Origin of the sequence: Actinomadura verrucosospora (assembly GCF_039540335.1) — a bacterium.
GTDB lineage: Bacteria > Actinomycetota > Actinomycetes > Streptosporangiales > Streptosporangiaceae > Spirillospora > Spirillospora verrucosospora.
On the sequence record NZ_BAABEV010000025.1, the window covers coordinates 56,342 to 73,224 of the forward strand.

Here is a 16,883-nt window from a genome sequence, read left to right on the forward strand (position 1 = left end):
TATCAGACGGGGGTAGTGGTGAGCGCAGGTGCGATGGCGTGGACCCCTCCGACGTGGGAGGAGATCGTCAGCGAGCACTCGACCCGGGTGTTCCGGCTGGCGTACCGGCTGACGGGCAACCGCCACGACGCCGAGGACCTCACCCAGGACGTCTTCATCCGGGTCTTCCGCTCCCTGTCCTCCTACAGTCCCGGCACGTTCGAGGGCTGGCTGCACCGGATCACGACGAACCTGTTCCTCGACCGCGCCCGCCGCAAGCAGCGCATCCGGTTCGACTCCCTCGGCGACGACGCCGCCGAGCGCCTGCAGGGCCGCGAGCCGGGCCCCGCGCAGGCCTACGACGAGCGGCACCTCGACCACGACATCCAGAAGGCGCTGGACGGCCTCGCCCCGGAGTACCGCGCCGCCGTCGTCCTGTGCGACATCGAGGGCCTGTCGTACGAGGAGATCGCCGCGTCGCTGAACGTCAAGCTCGGCACCGTCCGATCCCGCATCCACCGGGGCCGCGCGCAGCTGCGCGCCGCGCTGGAGCACCGCCGTCCCGCCGAGTGCGCAGTGACGAGCATCACTAGTGACCGCTGAGTAACTTCCGGCCTACCCTTCGCCCGTGGACAACGCGCGGGTGAACATCGCTTTCGAGCGCCGCGGCGAGGGGCCGCCCCTCGTCCTGCTGCACGGCATCGGCCACCGCCGCCAGGGGTGGGCCCCCGTCATGGACCTGCTCGCCGCCGAACGCGAGGTCGTCGCGGTCGACCTGCCCGGGTTCGGCGACTCCCCGCCGCTGCCCGACGGCGCCCCCTACACGCTGGACACGGCCGTCTCCGCGCTCGCGGACGCCTTCGCCGCCCTCGGCCTGGACCGCCCGCACATCGCGGGCAACTCCCTCGGCGGCCTGTTCGCCCTCGAAGCCGCCGACCGCGGCCTCGCCAGCTCGGCGACCGCGCTGTCCCCCGCCGGCTTCTTCAACAACCTGGAGTTCCGCTACGGCATGTCGGTGCTGCGCGCGTCGCGGCTCGGCGCCCGCGTCCCCGAGACGTTCCTCACCCGGCTGGCCCGCTCACCGCGCCGCCGCACGCTCATGTTCGGCATGATCTACGGCCGTCCCGACCTGATGGACGTCGAGACCCTCGCGGGGGACGCCCGCGCCATGCGCGACGCCCCGGGCTTCGAGCCCACCCTCCGCGCGGGCCGCACCACCCGGTTCCTCGGCTCCTGCGCCGACGTCCCCGTGACCATCGCCTGGGGCACGAAGGACCGCCTGCTCCTGCGCAGCCAGGCCATCCGCGCTCAGCGCCGCCTCCCCGACGCCCGCTTCGTCTGGCTGGAGGGCTGCGGCCACGTCCCCATGGCCGACGACCCCGCCCTCGTGGCGAAGGTCCTGCTGGAAGGCAGCGCGCACCCGCTCCGCGGCGCCCGTCCCGAGGCCGCCGCGTCGTAGGCCGTCCTCCGAAGGCGGATCTGGAGTGATCGGTCGTCCCCGGTTCATGCCTCGCGCCGGCATCCGGTGAGGAGGGTGGCGACCATGCGCCTGGCGTCGGCCTGGCCGTAGTCGGGGCCGGTGATGCAGAGGTTGCCGATGGCGCGCATGAGCGTGTAGGCGGAGACGTCGGGGCCGAGTTCGCCGGCGGTGGCGCACGCATCGAGCAACGTCGCGCACGCCGGGACCAGGGTGTCGAGCATCAGGGCGTGGAGGTTCTCCAGCCCTGGATCCCCCGACCCCAGAGCGGCTCCGAGACCGTGCTTGGTCACGAGGAACTCGACGAACGCGTCCACCCAGCGGGTCAGGGCGGTGAACGGGGAGGCCGACTCCTCCAGGAGCCGGGGGGCGAGTGCGGTGGCCGTGTCGATCTGGTGCCGGTAGACGGCGGTGACGAGATCCGCCCGGGTCGGAAAGTTCCGGTAGATCGTGCCGACGCCGACGCCGGCGCGTTCGGCGATGTCGCGGACGGGCGCCTGGACGCCCTGTTCCACGAAGACCGCCGCCGCGGCCGCCAGCACGCCGCTGCGGGTGCGCTGCGCCTGTGCTCGGCGCACTCCGACCGGTTCCGGCACGGGACCCTCCTTTTGCTCGCGGAACAATGTTCCGCTACTTTGGCGGAACAGTGCTCCGCCAAAGTATGGCAGAGCGATCCATGGAGAAAGCGCAGGTCTCCCATGTCCCATCGTCAGCTCGGCCAGCGGATCGTCTCCGTCAAGCCCATCACCGTCCCCGCGCCCGGCCGCGGCGTCGACCTGCAGGTGAAGGTCACCGCCCCGATGTCGGGCCGGAACCTGCCGGTCATCGTGTTCTCCCACGGCAACGCATGGTCCCTGGACGCGTACGAGCCCCTCGTCGACCGGTGGGCTGCGGCCGGGTTCCTCGTGGTGCAGCCCACCCACCTTGACTCCCGCCGCAACGCCATCGGTTGGGACAACCCGCGCTTCGCCACGATCTGGCGCGCCCGGATCTCCGACCTTCACGCGATCCTCGACTGCCTCGGCGACATCCTCGCCCAGGCCGGCGGCCTGGAGGCCCGCGTCGACCGCGAGCGCATCGCGGTCGTCGGCCACTCCTGGGGCGCCCAGACCGCCGGCGCGATCCTCGGCGCGCGCGTGCTCGACGCCGACGGCGTTCCCGGAGAGGACTTCTCCCACCCCGCGGTCTCGGCCGGCGCGCTGATCGCCGCGACCGGGACCGGCGACTCGCTCACCCCGTTCGCCGCCGAACACCATCCGTTCATGAGGCCGGACTACTCCACCATGACCACCCCGGCCCTGGTCGTCGCGGGCGGCGAGGACCGGTCGCGGCTCTCCACCCGGGGGCCGGAGTGGTTCACCGACGCCTACCGCCTCAGCCCGTCCCCGAAGAGCCTGCTCGTCGTCGCCGAGGGCGAGCACACCCTGGGCGGCGTCGCCGGCGAGGCGGTCGCCGAGACCACCGACGAGAACCCCGCCCGCGTCGCCCTCGTCGCCGATGCGATCTCCGCCTACCTCCTCGACGCCCTCAAGGTCGACGACACCGCGTGGACCGCCTTCGGCGACGCCGCCGCGGCCGGTGAAGGCGCGTGGAGCGTCTCCAGCAAGTGAGCCCGGCCGGACTGCTCCGTCGCGCTTTCGGGAAGACGGCCTCTACGGCTTCAGGTGGTCGGTCAGGTAGGTGAGGATCTCGTCTCGGGCCTGGAGGGTGGGGTGGCCGTCCTCGTCCACGAGGTGCGCGGTGACGACGCTGTGGGGGGTCGCGACCACGTCGCGGAAGAACGGCGGCGGGTCGGTGTTCGCGACGCCGCCCGGGAGCACACGTCCGTCGAAGGCGTCGCCGAGCAGAGCCCGGTAGGCGGCGAACCGCTGACCTGTGCACCACCGGTCGTTGTCGAAGCGGTAGGCGAGGACGGTCAGGCCGTCGCGCGCGACGCGCTCCTTGAGCGCGCGGGCGTCGTCGTCGCCGAGTTCCAGGCCGGCGGGGTCGTCCAGCGGCAGTGACGGGTGGTTGACGACCGGCGCTATGACGGCCGGTTCCAGCGCCATGGTGAGGGCGAAGTTCCCGGTGAAGCAGAGCCCGATCGCGCCGACCCCCGGCCCGCCGCACTCGGCGTGGGCCCGGCGGGCGAGCCCGCGCAGCCACGCCGTGACGGGGCTGGTGCCGCCCCCGGCGAACGCCCGGAACTCGGCGCTCACGCAGGCCCGGCGGACGACCCGCTCGCCGTCCTCGACCGTGGGGTAGGCGCCGTCGCGGCCGAAGAGCGACGGCACGTGGACGGTGAAGCCCGCGTCCCGCACCCACCGCGCCAGCCGCAGGACGTCCGGACTGATGCCGGGCATCTCAGGCATCAGCACGACGGCCGGGCCGGTGCCCGCGACGTGGACCGTCTTCACCACCCCGTCCACGTCCACCTGCCGCCGCGAGAAGTCGGCGATCGCATCGTCAAGGCGCCCGCCGGCACCGGCCACGACGCCGGCTTTCGTGGCCTGGTCAACGGCTGGGCTCTGGTCGGCGCCCGTGCTCTCGTCGGCGCCGGGGGTGTTCTCAGCGCTCGTCGATTCCTCGGAGTTCATGGGGACAGCGTGGCCGGGCGGCACGCCTTGCCGGGAGAGGCCGGATCGCCATGTGCGGGGGTAATCTCGCCATCGCGGGTGACGGCGGGAGGCAGGCGTGGGTGCGCTGCGGGTAGGGGTGTTGGCCTATCCGGGCTGCTTCGCGTCGGAGGTGTTCGGCGTGCCCGACCTGCTGACGATGGCCGGGCACGTCGCCGGTCCGGATCGCGCCGGCTACGACGTGGCGGTGGTCTCGCCGCGCCGCCGCGTCGTCGCCTCGGGAGGCGTGGCGCTGGCCGCCTCCCCGCTCCGGGAGGTCGACGTCCTCGTCGTGCCGGGGTTCGAGCTGCGTCCGGGCCTCGACGTGGACGCGAAGCTCGCCGGGCTGGCCCCGGAGATCGCGGCCGTCCGCTCGCACGCCGCCGCGGGAGGCGCGGTGGTCTCGATCTGCGTCGGCGCGTTCCTGCTCGCCGCGGCGGGGCTGCTCGACCGGCGCCGGGCCACGACGGCGTGGCTGTTCGCGGACGAGCTGGCCCGGCGCTGCCCCGGCGCCGACGTCCGGCCCGACCTCCTGGTCGTCACCGACGCGGGGGTGACGACCACGGCGGCGTTCAGCGCCATGTACGACTTCGCCCTGGAACTGGTGCGCCGGCACAGTGGCGCCGGCGTGGCGCGGGCGACCGCGCGGATGGCGCTCGTGGACGACGCGCGCTCGTCCCAGGCCCCCTACGTCGACGCCCGTCTCCTTCCGCGTCCCGGACACGAGTTCTCCCGCCGGGTCATGCGGCACCTCGACCAGAGCCTCGCCGCCCGGTACGACCTCGCCGCGCTGGCGGACGCGTTCAACGTCAGCACCCGGACCCTGCTGCGGCGCTTCGCCGACGAGACGGGCCAGAGCCCGCTGGAGTACCTCCAGTCGGCCCGCGTCCGGCGCGCACGCCATCTCCTGGAGACCACGGACCGGACGGTCGCCACCGTCGCCGCCGCGGTCGGGTACCGCGACGCCGGGACCTTCGCGGCCCTCTTCGCCCGGCACACCGGGCGGCGCCCGAAGGACTACCGCGCGACCTTCCGGCGTCCCGCACGCTGAGGGCCCGCACGCAAAAAGGCCGGGGCCCGCGCACCTGAGTGCGCGGACCCCGGCCTCATGCCGGCTCGACTCAGCCGGTCACCGGGAGGTCGCCGGGAACCGGGGTCGGGGCGGGGGCCTCACCGGGCGGGGCCGAAGGCGGCGCGGGCTGGCCCGGCTGCGACGGCTGGGACGGCTGACCGGGCTGGCTCGGCTGCCCCGGCTGGCCCGGCCGGCTCTTGCCGCAGCTCGCGGACGCGATGCTGATCGTCTGCGTCTTGCCCGCCAGGGTCGCCGACACCTCGATCGCGGTGACCGTGAGGTTCCCGTCGTGCCCGCGGACCTGCTTGTTCAGCGTGACCGTGACGTTGCCGAGGCCCTTCAGGTCGGTGGTGACGGTGGTGTTGGGCGTCGCGCCGAGCTTCAGCGCCCGGGTGCCGAGCGTCGCGCCCACCACGTGGGAGACTCCGGTGCCGTTCTCGCACTTGGCGGAGACGGCGTGCGCGGACAGGCCGAGCTTGGCGACCCGCAGGTCGGCGACGGACGCGCGGCCGTGCCCGGCCCAGGCGGAGCCGTTCAGCAGCCGCGCCTGGACGAGCGGGTTGGCGGGCAGCTCCGCCACGCTCTTGCTGGTGGGCCGCTGCGCCGAGGACGCCACCGAGGACGTCGGCGGGACGACGACGGAGCCGGTGGCGGAGATGGCGACCGCCGAGCCGGCGCCGCCGGGGGTGGCGGAGGCGGGGGCGGCGGACAGGGCGAACGGCAGGGCCAGCGCGCCGGCGACGGCCGCGCACTTGGTGAGTGCCTGCAAACGCACGGTTCTCTCCTCAGGGGGTTCGTGTTCTTGGGGGACGGGGTGGGGTTCGGGCCGCCCGGCCGTGCGGCCGGGTGGATCGCGGGATCGTCAGTCCGTGATCTGGACGGGGGTGCCGAGCGGGACCTGGGCGAGCTGCTTCAGCGCGTCGGCGGGCACCCGCACGCAGCCGTGCGTGACGGCCTTGCCGAACACCGACTTCGTCGGCCAGCCGTGGAACGCGACCGTCCCGGGGCCGCCGCCGAAGGTGTCGAGGGTGGCCGAGTGCGCCCCGACGGGCAGGATCAGCGGGCTGTAGGTGGGCTTCTCGGGGGCGAGCGAGGCGAGCATGAACGTCCGGCCGGTGGGCGTCGGCGTCTTCGGCGCGCCGACCGCCACGGGCCAGCTGCCGACCTGGCGGCCGCCCCGGAACAGGGTCAGCTTCCTGTCGCCGAGGTCCACCTTGACGGCGCTGGAGCTGCGCGCGGCCTTCAGGCCGGAGTCGGGGATCCAGCCGGTCACGCCGTTCGGGCGGCTCGGCAGCAGCACCCGCCGCCACCCCGGGCGGCTCTCCAGGACGGGCACCCAGGTGGGGCCCTTGAGCTGGGTGCTCGGCAGCTCCGCCACGGCGGGCGCGCCCGGCTTCGCCGACACCGGGACGGCGTTGTCCGGATGCACCACGGTCCCGTCGCTCTTGCCGGACGGGGCCGCGTCCAGCGGCAGGTCGTCCAGCGTCGTGTACGTGGTGGCCTCGGGCAGCTTCTCCAGGCCCCCGGCGGGGGAGGCGCCGGCGGACGCCCCCTTGTGGCCGCCCCCGCAGCCGGTCACGAGCAGGGCCGTCACCAGCAGGGCCGGTGCCGCCGTCCGGGCCGTCCGCCCGGCGGCGCGCGGTGGTTCGTCGCTCACGAAAAACTCCAAGTGATCCCGCCGGAGAGGGGCTCCGGCACGCCTCTGTGCCCGCTCTCTACGCGCGAGGGCACGGGAAGGTTGCACGGTGTGGGGAAGGAATCGCGGTCCGTGCTCCGCGGGCCCTCGCCGATCCGTGCGGCCGGCCGGGAACAAGCGGGGATTGACAGCTGTTTGAACCCTCAACTAACCTTCGACGTGTTCGTTGAAGATTCAAGCATTTGACAAGGGAGACCCCATGAGCATCGCCGCCGTCGCCCCCGAGCTGACCGTCGGAACCTGGAACATCGACCCCGCCCACTCGGAGGTCACCTTCGTGATCCGGCACCTGATGACCAAGGTGCGCGGAACGTTCACCGACTTCACCGGGTCCGTGCAGATCGCCGAGGAGCTGTCGGAGTCCACCGCCACCGCGGAGATCAAGGTCGCCTCGATCGACACCCGCAACGCCGACCGGGACGCCCACGTGCGGACCTCGGACGTCCTGGACGTGGAGAACCACCCGGTCATGACCTTCACGACCAAGGGCGTCCGCGCGCAGGACGGCGAGTACCTCCTGGACGGCGAGCTGACGATCAAGGACGTCACACGCCCGATCACCCTCACGGTCGAGTACAACGGCGTCGGCGAGGACCCGTGGGGCGGCACCCGCGCCGGCTTCTCCGCCGCCACCACGATCAACCGCAAGGACTGGGGCATCGAGTTCAACGTGCCGCTGAAGGGCGACAAGGCCCTGCTCGGCGACAAGGTCGACATCCAGCTGGAGGTCCAGGCCGTTCGCGCCTGAGCTCTCCCGCCACTGACGAAAGGGCCGCCCACCGGGCGGCTCTTTCGCTATTCCAGGGGCAGGCGCAGGGCGAACCGGGCGCCGGACGGGTGGTCCTCGATCCGCAGCGTCCCGCCGTGCGCCCGGGCGATCTCGCGGGCGATCGCGAGGCCGAGGCCGGCGCCGCCCGCCCCGCGGCTGCGCGCGGTGTCCAGGCGGGTGAAGCGCTCGAACACGCGCTCCCGGTCGGCGGGCGCGATGCCGGCGCCGTCGTCGGTGACGACGAGCAGCGCCCGCCCGTCCCGCCTGCCCACCTCCACCGTCACCCGCGACCCGGCGTAGCGCTCGGCGTTGTCGAGAAGGTTGCCGAGCAGACGGACGAGCTGCATCCGCACCCCGCGCACCACGACGCCGGGGGACAGCTCGGTGACGATCTTCAGCTCGGACGGGCGGCGGCCGACCTCGGCGCCGGCGAGCGCGGCCAGGTCGATCGGCTCCTGCGCCGCGGTCCCGCCGGTGCCGATGCGGGCGAGCAGGAGGAGGTCGGTGACGATCGACTCCAGCCGGTCGGTGTCGCGCAGCGCCGACGCGATGACGCCCCGCAGGTCGTTGTCCTCCGGGTGCATGGAGGCGTCCTCCAGGTTGGCCCGGAGCCCGGCGATCGGGGTGCGCAGCTCGTGCGAGGCGTCGGAGGCGAACTGCCGCTGCCGCGCGACGGCTCGCTCCAGCCGGTCCAGCGTCTCGTTGGCGGTGCGGGCGAGCTGGGCGATCTCGTCCTGGCCCGGCGGCTGCGGCACCCGGCGGCTGAGGTCGGTGGCGCTGATCTCCGCGAGCTGCGCCCGGATCGCCTCGACGGGGCCGAGCGTGCGGCCGACGACGCGCCAGGTGATCCCCGCGGCGACCGCGGCCAGCAGCAGCACGCCCGAGCCGAGCATCCCCTCCAGCAGACCGTTCACGAGGTAGGACGGCTGCCGCGCGGCCGCGTACACGACGACGGAGTCGGGCGCGGTGCTCACGCGGATGGCCTCGGCCACGAAGCATTCGCGGTGCGGCCACCGTCCGCGGCACTCGCTGAAGTCCTGGACCCGCATGTTGCTCGGCGGCCAGAATCTGCTCACCGGCGGCCTGTCCGTTGCGGCGGGTGTGGCGTTCGTCACCCGCCCGCCGGGCTCGACGACCTGGATCAGCACGCGGCCGCGGGAGCCGTCGCGGATCGCGCCCTCCAGCGTCCCGTCGCGCACGCCGCCGCTGACGCGCCGGGCGTCCACCTGCGTCCGGCGCAGCAGTTCCGCCTTGACGGTGCTGCGCACGGCGACGTCCACGCCGATCGCGGTGACGCCCAGCACCAGTGCGGCGATCACGGCGGCGACGAGCGTGTCCCTGGCCCGGATGGACCGGGGGCGCATGCGCATGGGTCCTCCACGACCGACGTACCGGCTTCCCGGCAGGACGACACACGCTACCGGCCGGTCACGAAACGGGGAGCCCGAAACTGCACGCCGTGTTTTCACCTTCGCTTACTGGGACATCCCGTTTTATGACGATTCCCTCCGGAGTACAGGGACGGACACACATGGGCAGGGACGTGGCTTCGGTCGCCATCAGCGGCGAGGACCGGCGGCGGTATCGCGACAAGGTGCGCAGGTGCCTCGACGTACTGGCCCGGATGCTGGGCGAATCCCAGTTCGACTTCGAGCGCCCGCACATAGGCCTGGAGATCGAGCTCAACCTGATCGACTCGCTCGGCGACCCGCTGATGCGCAACGCGGACGTGCTCAAGGCGATCGCGGACCCGGCGTGGGCGACCGAGCTGGGCCAGTTCAACCTTGAGATCAACATCCCGCCCCGCGAGCTCGGCGGCGAGGGCACCGGAGCCCTGGAGACGGAGGTCCGCGACCATCTCGCGCACGCCGACGACCGCGCCCGCGAGGTCGGCGGCCGGCTCGTGATGATCGGGATCCTGCCGACCCTGCGGCGCACCGACATCGGCGAGGAGACCCTGTCGGCCAACGCGCGCTACAAGATGCTGAACGACCAGATCTTCGCCGCCCGCGGGGAGGAGATGCGCATCGCCATCGACGGCCCCGAGCCGCTGCGCATGCACACCGACACGATCATCCCCGAGGCCGCCTGCACCAGCGTCCAGTTCCACCTCCAGGTCAGCCCCGACGAGTTCGGCGCCTACTGGAACGCGGCCCAGGCCATCGCCGGCGCCCAGGTCGCGATGGGCGCCAACTCGCCGTTCCTGTTCGGGCACCGGCTCTGGCACGAGACCCGCATCACCCTGTTCGAGCAGGCCACCGACACCCGTCCCGACGAGCTGAAGAGCCAGGGCGTCCGCCCCCGCGTCTGGTTCGGCGAACGCTGGATCACCTCCGTGTTCGACCTCTTCGAGGAGAACACCCGGTACTTCCCGTCCCTGCTGCCGCTGTGCGACGAGGAGGACCCCCGCGAGGTGCTCGAGCAGGGCGGCATCCCCGAACTCGGCGAGCTCACCCTCCACAACGGAACGATCTACCGCTGGAACCGCCCCATCTACGCCGTCGTGAAGGGCCGCCCCCACCTGCGCGTGGAGAACCGCGTCCTGCCGGCCGGGCCGTCCGTCGCCGACGTCGTCGCCAACGGCGCCTTCTACTACGGCGTCGTCCGGATGCTGGCCGAGGAGGACCGTCCCGTCTGGTCCCGCATGTCCTTCGCCACCGCCGAGGAGAACCTGCACCGCGCCGCGCGCGACGGCCTCGAATCGACCCTCTACTGGCCCGGCATGGGCGAGGTGCCCGCCGCCGAGCTCGTCCTGCGCAAGCTGCTGCCCCTCGCCCACGAGGGCCTCGACCGCTGGGGCGTCGACCCCGCCCGCCGCGACCGCCTCCTCGGCATCATCGAGCGCCGCTGCGTCACCGGCCAGACCGGGGCCGCCTGGCAGATCGACACCGTGCGGACCCTGGAGGAGGAGCACGGCGTCGGCCGCCACGACGCCCTGCGCATGATGACCCGCGCCTACGTCGAGCACCTGCGCGACAACGAGCCCGTGCACACCTGGTAACCCGAAGATCTTCACAGCTCCCGCACAAATCACACCCTGCCTCCCCGAACCGGCCTTCTAGAGTCGGGTGGCGTGAGTGCACACGAGACGCGCGTCCTCGTCGTCGAGGACGAGCCGACGATCGCGCGGGCGGTGGCCGACCGGCTGGCGGCCGAGGGGTTCGGCGTCGAGACGGCCGGGGACGGGCCGTCGGCGGTCGAGCGCGCCCGCGCCTACGAGCCGCACCTCATCGTGCTGGACGTGATGCTGCCCGGATTCGACGGCCTCGAAGTCTGCCGCCGGGTCCAGGCGGAACGTCCCGTGCCCGTGCTGATGCTGACGGCGCGCGACGACGAGACCGACCTGCTCGTCGGCCTCGGCGTCGGCGCCGACGACTACGTGACCAAGCCGTTCAGCATGCGCGAGCTCGTGGCGCGCATCCGCGCCGTGCTGCGCCGCGTCGAGCGGCCCGCGATGGACGCCGGGGACGGCCCGGTGCGCGTCGGAGAGCTGGAGGTCGACCAGCGGGCCCGCCGGGTGCGGCGCGACGGGCGCGAGGTGCACCTCACCCCGACCGAGTTCGACCTGCTCGCGTGCCTGCTGCGCAACCGCGGCGCGGTGCTCACCCGCGCCGTCCTGCTGGAGCAGGTGTGGGACTGGGCGGACGCGTCCGGCACCCGGGTCGTCGACAGCCACGTCAAGGCGCTGCGGCGCAAGCTCGGCCAGGAGCTGATCCGCACCGTGCACGGCGTCGGCTACAGCCTGGAGGCCGCGCCGTGACCGCCGAGGGCGCCCGGTTCGCCCGCCGGCTGTGGGCGCGGCTGCCCAGGCCGCTGGACCCGCTCCGGTCGATCAAGGTGAAGTTCGGCGTCGTGGTCGTCGTGACCGCGTGCGTCGCCGTCCTGATCGTGCTGTGGGGGTACCCGTTCGGATTCCGCGCCCGGCAGACGATGCCGGTCGGCGTGCTCCTCTCGCTGGTCGTCACCCAGCTGCTCGCCCACGGCATGACCGCGCCGCTGCGCGAGATGACCGCGGCGGCGCGGGCGATGGCGCGCGGCGACTACAGCCGCCGGGTGCGCGCCACCTCGCGCGACGAGGTCGGGGAGCTGGCGCAGGCGTTCAACCGGATGGCCGCCGACCTCGCCGAGGTCGACCGGCAGCGCCGCGAGTTCGTCGCGAACGTCTCCCACGAGCTGCGCACCCCCATCAGCGCGCTGCGGGCGGTGCTGGAGAACGTCGCCGACGGCGTCACGCCCGCGACGCCGGACGTCCTGGAGACGGCCCTCGACCAGACCGAGCGGCTCGGCCGCCTCGTCACCCAGCTCCTGGACCTGTCGCGGGTCGAGGCGGGCGCGGCGGCGCTCGACGTGACCGACCTCGACGTCGCCGCGTTCGTCGCCGACGTCGTCGCGGAGGCGCGGGCGGGCCGCCCGGAGGCGGTGTTCGAGCCGGACGTCACGCCCGGCCTGCGCGCCGCCGCCGACCGCGACCGCCTCCACCAGGTCGTCGCCAACCTGCTCGACAACGCCGCCCGGCACAGCCCGGACGGCCGCCCCGTCACGATCACCGCCCGTCCCTCGCACCCGGCCGGCGGACTGGTCGTCGAGGTGGCCGACGAGGGGCCCGGCATCCCGCCCGAGGAGCGCGCCCGCGTGTTCGAGCGCTTCTCCCGCGGCTCCGCGTCCGGCGCCGGCACCCCCGGCGGCGGCACCGGGCTCGGCCTCGCCATCGCGAACTGGGCCACCGAGCTGCACGGCGGCGACATCACCGTCATGGACACCCCGAGCGGCTGCCGCATCCGGGTCGTGATCCCCCCGGACCCCGCTACCCGGTCGAGTCCATGGTGAGCAGGGCGTACGCGGCGAGGGTGGAGTCGTCGGTGATGCGGCCGTCCCGGACGAGCGCCCTGAACTCCTCCCGCGTCACCCACTTCTGCCGCATGTCCTGCTCCTCGGGCTCCCGGTCGGCCTCCCCGGCCTCCAGGTCGGACGCGACGAAGACGGTGAAGCCCTGACCGCTCGTCCCGTGCGAGCAGTGCAGGTACCCGAGGCGCCGCAGCGTCCCGGCGCGCAGCCCGGTCTCCTCGGCGAGCTCCCGCCGGGCCAGCTCCTCCGGGTCGGCCTCGCGCCGGCCCGGGGCCGAGCCCTGCGGGAAGTTCCACGTGCGCCTGCCGATCGGGTACCGGTACTCCTCGACGAGGTGGAACCCGTCGCCCTCCACCGGGATGACCAGCACGAAGTCGGGCTTGTCGACCACCCCGTAGATGCCGCGCGAGCCGTCCAGCCGCTCGACCTCGTCCTCCCGGACGACCATCCAGGCGTTCTCGTAGACGACCCGCGACGCGACCTGGCGCACGGCGGGCCGCTCCTCGCCGCTCACACGCCCGCCCCGTAGCGGTAGACGAGTTCGTGCCGGTCGCCGACCACCACCCGGTGGGTGGCCTCGACGACCCGGTCGCGCTGGTCGTGGGCCCGGCGCCACAGCGTCAGGACGGGCTGGTCGGGCTTGATCTCCAGGACCTCCTGCTCCTCCGGGCGGGGCAGCCGGCACGTCACCGTCTCCTCGAACGTGATCCGGTAGCCCGCCTCCTCCAGCCGGGAGTAGATGCCGCCCGGACCCGTGTCGACCTCGCGCAGCACCGGGACCTCCTCCACGATCTCAAGGATCACCCAGGTCGTCGCCGTCTGGACCGGCGGCTCCCCCTCGACGCCCTGGACGCGCGCCCGCTCCAGCACCCGCGTCCCGGGCGGGACGTCCAGGCGGAACGCGAGCCGGTCATCGGCCTCCACCTCGGCGACGGCCGTCCGGGTGAACGGGGTGCGCCCGTCCCGCCGCGCCGACACGTGGAACCCGCGCCACCCCCCGACCTGCCGGGTGATGTCGGACGCCGCGCGCCGCACCCGCGGAGCCTCCCGCACCTGCGCGCCCGCGCCGTGCCGCAGCCGGACAAGGCCCTGCTCGGCCAGCAGCCGCAACGCCCGCCGGACGGTGGAGCGGTCGGCCTCGTACACGCGCGCCAGCTCGCGCTCCGACGGCAGCCAGGCCGCCGGGTCCAGTTCGCCCTCGACGATACGAGCGGCGAGCGCGTTGCTGATCGCCTGTGCCTTCGCGGGGGGTCGCGGCATACCAGATCCTGCTCCAGGTCGGTGCATTGACCTCATACCGTACAGATCCCACTCGCTCCCGCCCCCTCTTGGGGTTGCCGCGAACGCATTGTGGTCAGTGTTTGGTGGTTCTATGGTAGACCTACCATGAACCGACCGAGGGAGCCCCGCTTCATGTCGGCGACCATGTGCATGCCCGGTTGGCACAGCGAACGCTCGGACGCCGGCCTGCGCGCGACCCGCGTCACCCCCCTGTCGGACTACCAGCTCCTCAACGGCTGCCTCGAAGAGATCGTCGCCGCCGACGAGGGCGAGCTCTGGCTGCTCTGCGACGCGCAGACCCGGCTGGCCGAGCGCGTCGCCACCGCCGAGCGGCTGCGGTCCTCCCGTCACGCCGCGCAGCCCTGATCAGCCCCGCCGCAGGCTGACGACCTCGCCCGACTCCCCGACCGCCGCACGGGCCGGCGGCATGATCCGCTCCCCCGCGTTGTCGGCCAGCAGCGCCCGGGCGCGCAGCACGATCTCCAGGTCGAAGCGCAGGTCCGGGTCCAGGAGCTGGTCGCCGAACAGCTCCTCCAGCTGGCGCAGCCGGTACCGGACGGTCTGCGGGTGGACGTGCAGCCTCATCGCGACCTCGTTGGCGTTGCGCCCCGACTGCAGCCACGCCAGCAGCGTCTCGGCGAGCCGGTCCTGCTGGCTGGCCCGCAGGTGCGCCAGCGGCGCGAGCCGCAGGTCGGCCAGCGAGGTGATGAGCCCCTCGTCCTGGAACAGGATCAGCGTGGACATGTGCTCCACGCTGCGGATCACGCCGCTGTCGGCCTCGATCACGCCGCGCTGGACCAGGCACAGCGTCTTGCGCGCCCACTGGATCGAGCGCGCCGCCTCCATCAGCGGGACGGTCGGGCCGACGACCGCGAGCGTCCCGGACAGGGCGCGGTCCACGAGCTTGGCGCGGCCGGGGCCGTCCGGGTCGGGGATGATCAGGCTGGGGGTGCGGCGGGTGAGGTCGGCCAGCACGTCCGGCGGGAACGCGGGCTGGCGGGTGTCGGCGTGGTGCCGGCCGAGCGCGACCGCGGCGACCGTCCGCGGGACGGGCCAATGCGCGGCGGCGGCGAGGTCGGCGATCGCCTCCTGCGCGGCCGGCGGGTCGGCGAACAGCAGGTCGAGCAGGCGCTTGCGGCGGCGCTGCATCTCCCCCGCGACCGCCGCCTTGGCCTGCGAGAACCCCTCGGCGGCCGCGTGCGCGAGCTCGTCCTGGAACTGCATCAGGACCTCGCCGACGGCGCCGAGCGTGCGCGGCGGCACCTGCAGCGCCTCGGCGCCCTCGGTCATCCGGCGCCACGCCACCATGCCGCCGACCCGCATCGCCGTCTGCATCGCGTCGAGGCTGCGTCCCTCGCCCGCCTCGCCGCGGCCGATGGCGCGGAAGAAGTCGGTCACCGGAGCGGGGTCGTGGCCGGGGTCGGCCACCCGCTCGACGAAGAAGTGGAGCACGCGCTCCACGGCGAGCCGGAGGGTCCCCGAGTAGGAGCCGTCCCCCGGCCGGTCGTACTCCCTGACGCGCGTCTGAATCTCCTGGATCATGTCGTCCGCCACCTCGTCGAGGTGGGGTCGCATGTGATCCGCCAGTTCCCTCGGCAGATCCGCCCACGGGCGCCCGCTGGTGGTCGAACCGTCGTTCGCCACAGAACCTCCCAGCTCCGTCCCCCTGCGTTGCGCGCCGTTCACACGGGGTAATTACTTACTTATGGGACCTGTGTGGGGCAAATCATGACCCGCGACGTGCCCGAGGCGCAAAGTCTAGGTCGGCGAACGACCAGGTTCGGCCGGTGACGTGAGAAAAATTCACAAACTTCTCCGGCCGGGGAAGCGGTTCCGTGACTTCCCCGAGACCGCCCTGATCAACAGGGTGCTCATCCTGGGTTCAGGCCCGGTGCGAGGCCGGGCGGACGGGACCGGGACACGTGTTCGCCTACTTCGTCCGGCGCCTCATCGGCGCCGCCCTCATGCTCCTGCTGATCACTCTGGTGACCTTCGGCATCTTCTTCTGGTTACCGAAGCTGGCCGGGCAGAGCACCGACCAGATCGCCGCCGCCTACGTCGGCCGGGCCTCCACCGCCGAGGCGATCGAGGCGACCAAGGAGCGGCTCGGGCTCGACGACCCGGTCGTCGTGCAGTACGGCCACTACCTGGAGTCGATCGTCGCGGGCGCGGACTACGACGCCGGCCCGGTCACCGACCACTGCCCGGCGCCGTGCCTCGGCTACTCGTTCCGCAGCAGCCAGCCGGTCCTAGGAACACTGCTGGACCGGGCCCCGGCGACTCTCTCCCTGGCCCTGGGCGCGGCGGTCGTCTGGCTCGCGGGCGGCATCGCCACCGGCGTCCTGTCGGCGCTGCGCCGAGGCTCGGCCTGGGACCGCGCCGCCATGATCATCGCGCTGGGCGGCGTCTCGCTGCCGATCTACTTCACCGGCCTGGTCTCCCTCGCGCTGTTCTCCTACACCCTGAAGGTCTTCCCAGGCGGCGGCAGCTACCGGCCCCTCACCGACGACCCCCTGACGTGGTTCCACGCCCTGGTCCTGCCCTGGGTGACGCTCGCGTTCCTCTACGCGGCCATGTACGCGCGGCTCACCCGGGCCGGCATGTTGGAGACGATGACCGAGGACTACATCCGCACCGCCCGCGCCAAGGGCGTCCCGGAGAGGTCCGTCGTGACCCGGCACGCGCTGCGCTCCTGCCTGACCCCGATCATCACGGTCTTCGGCCTCGACCTAGGCCTGCTCATCGGCGGCGCGGTGCTGACCGAGAACACCTTCAGCATCCCCGGCCTCGGACAACTCGCCCTCAGCTCGGTCCAGAGCGGCGACCTGCCCATGGTCCTGGGCGTCACCCTGCTCACGTCCGCCTCGATCGTCCTGCTCAACCTGCTGGTCGACCTGCTCTACGCGGTGATAGACCCCCGCGTGCGACTCGCCTGACCCCCGCGGCCGTATCGCTCTCAACCGAGGCTTCGCGCCCGAATCCTTCAGGTTGGCCGGATACGGCCAAACCGGCGTCCTGGCGCCCCTGACGACGGGACGCGTTGCGGACCGCACCACTCCGGACGGTGACCGCCCTCCACGCATGATCGGCGCCACGGGCCTCATCGTGCCTGGCGGCTTCGCGCGCCGCGCCCGTCCGGCCGGCTTCGCGCCGTCCCGGAACCGGGCTCC

Annotated in this window: 18 protein-coding genes; 10 read left to right on the top strand and 8 right to left on the bottom strand. The window is 73.2% G+C overall.

Annotated features, from left to right (window positions below):
- Positions 1 to 33 precede the first annotated feature (33 nt).
- Both sigE and ABD944_RS25080 read left to right on the top strand, forming a co-directional pair.
- Positions 34 to 582, top strand: a complete 549-nt coding sequence (gene sigE, locus ABD944_RS25075; protein WP_345180381.1) for an RNA polymerase sigma factor SigE — start codon at positions 34 to 36, stop codon at positions 580 to 582.
- Positions 583 to 607: 25 nt separating this feature from the next.
- Positions 608 to 1,438 (top strand): alpha/beta fold hydrolase, encoded by an 831-nt coding sequence (locus tag ABD944_RS25080; protein WP_345180383.1) that lies wholly within the window; start codon positions 608 to 610, stop codon positions 1,436 to 1,438.
- A 44-nt stretch (positions 1,439 to 1,482) separates the two neighbouring features.
- On the opposite strand, the gene ABD944_RS25085 is transcribed toward ABD944_RS25080, so the two are convergent.
- Positions 1,483 to 2,052 carry a TetR/AcrR family transcriptional regulator gene (locus ABD944_RS25085; RefSeq protein ID WP_345180385.1) on the bottom strand — a complete coding sequence of 190 codons (570 nt, stop codon included), beginning with the start codon at positions 2,050 to 2,052 and terminating at the stop codon, positions 1,483 to 1,485.
- A 102-nt stretch (positions 2,053 to 2,154) separates the two neighbouring features.
- On the opposite strand from ABD944_RS25085, the gene ABD944_RS25090 reads away from it, so the two are divergent.
- Positions 2,155 to 3,066: an alpha/beta hydrolase family protein gene (locus ABD944_RS25090; RefSeq protein ID WP_345180388.1), complete on the top strand. Its 912-nt coding sequence runs from the start codon at positions 2,155 to 2,157 to the stop codon at positions 3,064 to 3,066.
- Between the two features lie 42 nt (positions 3,067 to 3,108).
- Here ABD944_RS25090 and ABD944_RS25095 read toward each other — a convergent pair whose 3' ends face one another.
- Positions 3,109 to 4,032 (bottom strand): dienelactone hydrolase family protein, encoded by a 924-nt coding sequence (locus tag ABD944_RS25095; RefSeq protein ID WP_345180391.1) that lies wholly within the window; start codon positions 4,030 to 4,032, stop codon positions 3,109 to 3,111.
- A 97-nt stretch (positions 4,033 to 4,129) separates the two neighbouring features.
- Here ABD944_RS25095 and ABD944_RS25100 point away from each other — a divergent pair, with 97 nt between their 5' ends.
- Positions 4,130 to 5,101, top strand: a complete 972-nt coding sequence (locus tag ABD944_RS25100; protein ID WP_345180394.1) for a GlxA family transcriptional regulator — start codon at positions 4,130 to 4,132, stop codon at positions 5,099 to 5,101.
- 70 nt (positions 5,102 to 5,171) lie between these two features.
- Here the strand turns inward: ABD944_RS25100 and ABD944_RS25105 are convergent, their stop codons facing one another.
- Positions 5,172 to 5,897, bottom strand: a complete 726-nt coding sequence (locus tag ABD944_RS25105; RefSeq protein WP_345180396.1) for a hypothetical protein — start codon at positions 5,895 to 5,897, stop codon at positions 5,172 to 5,174.
- Between the two features lie 87 nt (positions 5,898 to 5,984).
- Positions 5,985 to 6,779 carry a L,D-transpeptidase gene (locus ABD944_RS25110; protein ID WP_345180398.1) on the bottom strand — a complete coding sequence of 265 codons (795 nt, stop codon included), beginning with the start codon at positions 6,777 to 6,779 and terminating at the stop codon, positions 5,985 to 5,987.
- Positions 6,780 to 7,017: 238 nt separating this feature from the next.
- Here ABD944_RS25110 and ABD944_RS25115 point away from each other — a divergent pair, with 238 nt between their 5' ends.
- Positions 7,018 to 7,566 carry a YceI family protein gene (locus ABD944_RS25115; protein WP_345180399.1) on the top strand — a complete coding sequence of 183 codons (549 nt, stop codon included), beginning with the start codon at positions 7,018 to 7,020 and terminating at the stop codon, positions 7,564 to 7,566.
- A 47-nt stretch (positions 7,567 to 7,613) separates the two neighbouring features.
- On the opposite strand, the gene ABD944_RS25120 is transcribed toward ABD944_RS25115, so the two are convergent.
- Positions 7,614 to 8,957 (bottom strand): sensor histidine kinase, encoded by a 1,344-nt coding sequence (locus ABD944_RS25120; RefSeq protein WP_345180401.1) that lies wholly within the window; start codon positions 8,955 to 8,957, stop codon positions 7,614 to 7,616.
- Between the two features lie 161 nt (positions 8,958 to 9,118).
- Here ABD944_RS25120 and ABD944_RS25125 point away from each other — a divergent pair, with 161 nt between their 5' ends.
- The 3 genes from ABD944_RS25125 (at position 9,119) to ABD944_RS25135 (ending at position 12,414) form a co-directional block, all read left to right on the top strand.
- Positions 9,119 to 10,588 (top strand): glutamate-cysteine ligase family protein, encoded by a 1,470-nt coding sequence (locus ABD944_RS25125; RefSeq protein ID WP_345180403.1) that lies wholly within the window; start codon positions 9,119 to 9,121, stop codon positions 10,586 to 10,588.
- Between the two features lie 72 nt (positions 10,589 to 10,660).
- The gene (locus ABD944_RS25130; RefSeq protein ID WP_345180405.1) at positions 10,661 to 11,347 is read left to right on the top strand and encodes a response regulator transcription factor; all 687 of its coding nucleotides are present in this window, start codon (positions 10,661 to 10,663) and stop codon (positions 11,345 to 11,347) included.
- Entirely contained in the window at positions 11,344 to 12,414 is a 1,071-nt protein-coding gene (locus ABD944_RS25135) for a HAMP domain-containing sensor histidine kinase (RefSeq protein ID WP_345180407.1), read from the top strand. Before ABD944_RS25130 ends, ABD944_RS25135 begins: the two co-directional genes overlap by 4 nt.
- Here ABD944_RS25135 and ABD944_RS25140 read toward each other — a convergent pair.
- Entirely contained in the window at positions 12,392 to 12,946 is a 555-nt protein-coding gene (locus ABD944_RS25140; RefSeq protein WP_345180410.1) for an NUDIX domain-containing protein, read from the bottom strand. The two genes, ABD944_RS25135 and ABD944_RS25140, sit on opposite strands and share 23 nt — an antisense overlap.
- The gene (locus tag ABD944_RS25145; protein ID WP_345180412.1) at positions 12,943 to 13,692 is read right to left on the bottom strand and encodes a GntR family transcriptional regulator; all 750 of its coding nucleotides are present in this window, start codon (positions 13,690 to 13,692) and stop codon (positions 12,943 to 12,945) included. Before ABD944_RS25145 ends, ABD944_RS25140 begins: the two co-directional genes overlap by 4 nt.
- 126 nt (positions 13,693 to 13,818) lie before the next feature.
- On the opposite strand from ABD944_RS25145, the gene ABD944_RS25150 reads away from it, so the two are divergent.
- Positions 13,819 to 14,079 (top strand): hypothetical protein, encoded by a 261-nt coding sequence (locus ABD944_RS25150; RefSeq protein ID WP_345180415.1) that lies wholly within the window; start codon positions 13,819 to 13,821, stop codon positions 14,077 to 14,079.
- On the opposite strand, the gene ABD944_RS25155 is transcribed toward ABD944_RS25150, so the two are convergent.
- Positions 14,080 to 15,399: a PucR-like N-terminal domain-containing protein gene (locus ABD944_RS25155; protein WP_476692261.1), complete on the bottom strand. Its 1,320-nt coding sequence runs from the start codon at positions 15,397 to 15,399 to the stop codon at positions 14,080 to 14,082.
- Positions 15,400 to 15,635: 236 nt separating this feature from the next.
- Between ABD944_RS25155 and ABD944_RS25160 the strand changes: the two genes are divergently transcribed.
- The gene (locus ABD944_RS25160) at positions 15,636 to 16,649 is read left to right on the top strand and encodes an ABC transporter permease (protein ID WP_345180418.1); all 1,014 of its coding nucleotides are present in this window, start codon (positions 15,636 to 15,638) and stop codon (positions 16,647 to 16,649) included.
- Positions 16,650 to 16,883 lie beyond the last annotated feature (234 nt).

Excerpts from the sequence above, each read along its gene's own strand:
- sigE (WP_345180381.1), top strand. The coding sequence starts at position 34 with ATGGCGTGGACCCCTCCGACGTGGGAGGAGATCGTCAGCGAGCACTCG.
- ABD944_RS25090 (WP_345180388.1), top strand. The coding sequence starts at position 2,155 with ATGTCCCATCGTCAGCTCGGCCAGCGGATCGTCTCCGTCAAGCCCATC.
- ABD944_RS25095 (WP_345180391.1), bottom strand. The coding sequence starts at position 4,032 with ATGAACTCCGAGGAATCGACGAGCGCTGAGAACACCCCCGGCGCCGAC.
- ABD944_RS25115 (WP_345180399.1), top strand. The coding sequence starts at position 7,018 with ATGAGCATCGCCGCCGTCGCCCCCGAGCTGACCGTCGGAACCTGGAAC.
- ABD944_RS25120 (WP_345180401.1), bottom strand. The coding sequence starts at position 8,957 with ATGCGCATGCGCCCCCGGTCCATCCGGGCCAGGGACACGCTCGTCGCC.
- ABD944_RS25125 (WP_345180403.1), top strand. The coding sequence starts at position 9,119 with ATGGGCAGGGACGTGGCTTCGGTCGCCATCAGCGGCGAGGACCGGCGG.
- ABD944_RS25145 (WP_345180412.1), bottom strand. The coding sequence starts at position 13,692 with ATGCCGCGACCCCCCGCGAAGGCACAGGCGATCAGCAACGCGCTCGCC.
- ABD944_RS25150 (WP_345180415.1), top strand. The coding sequence starts at position 13,819 with ATGAACCGACCGAGGGAGCCCCGCTTCATGTCGGCGACCATGTGCATG.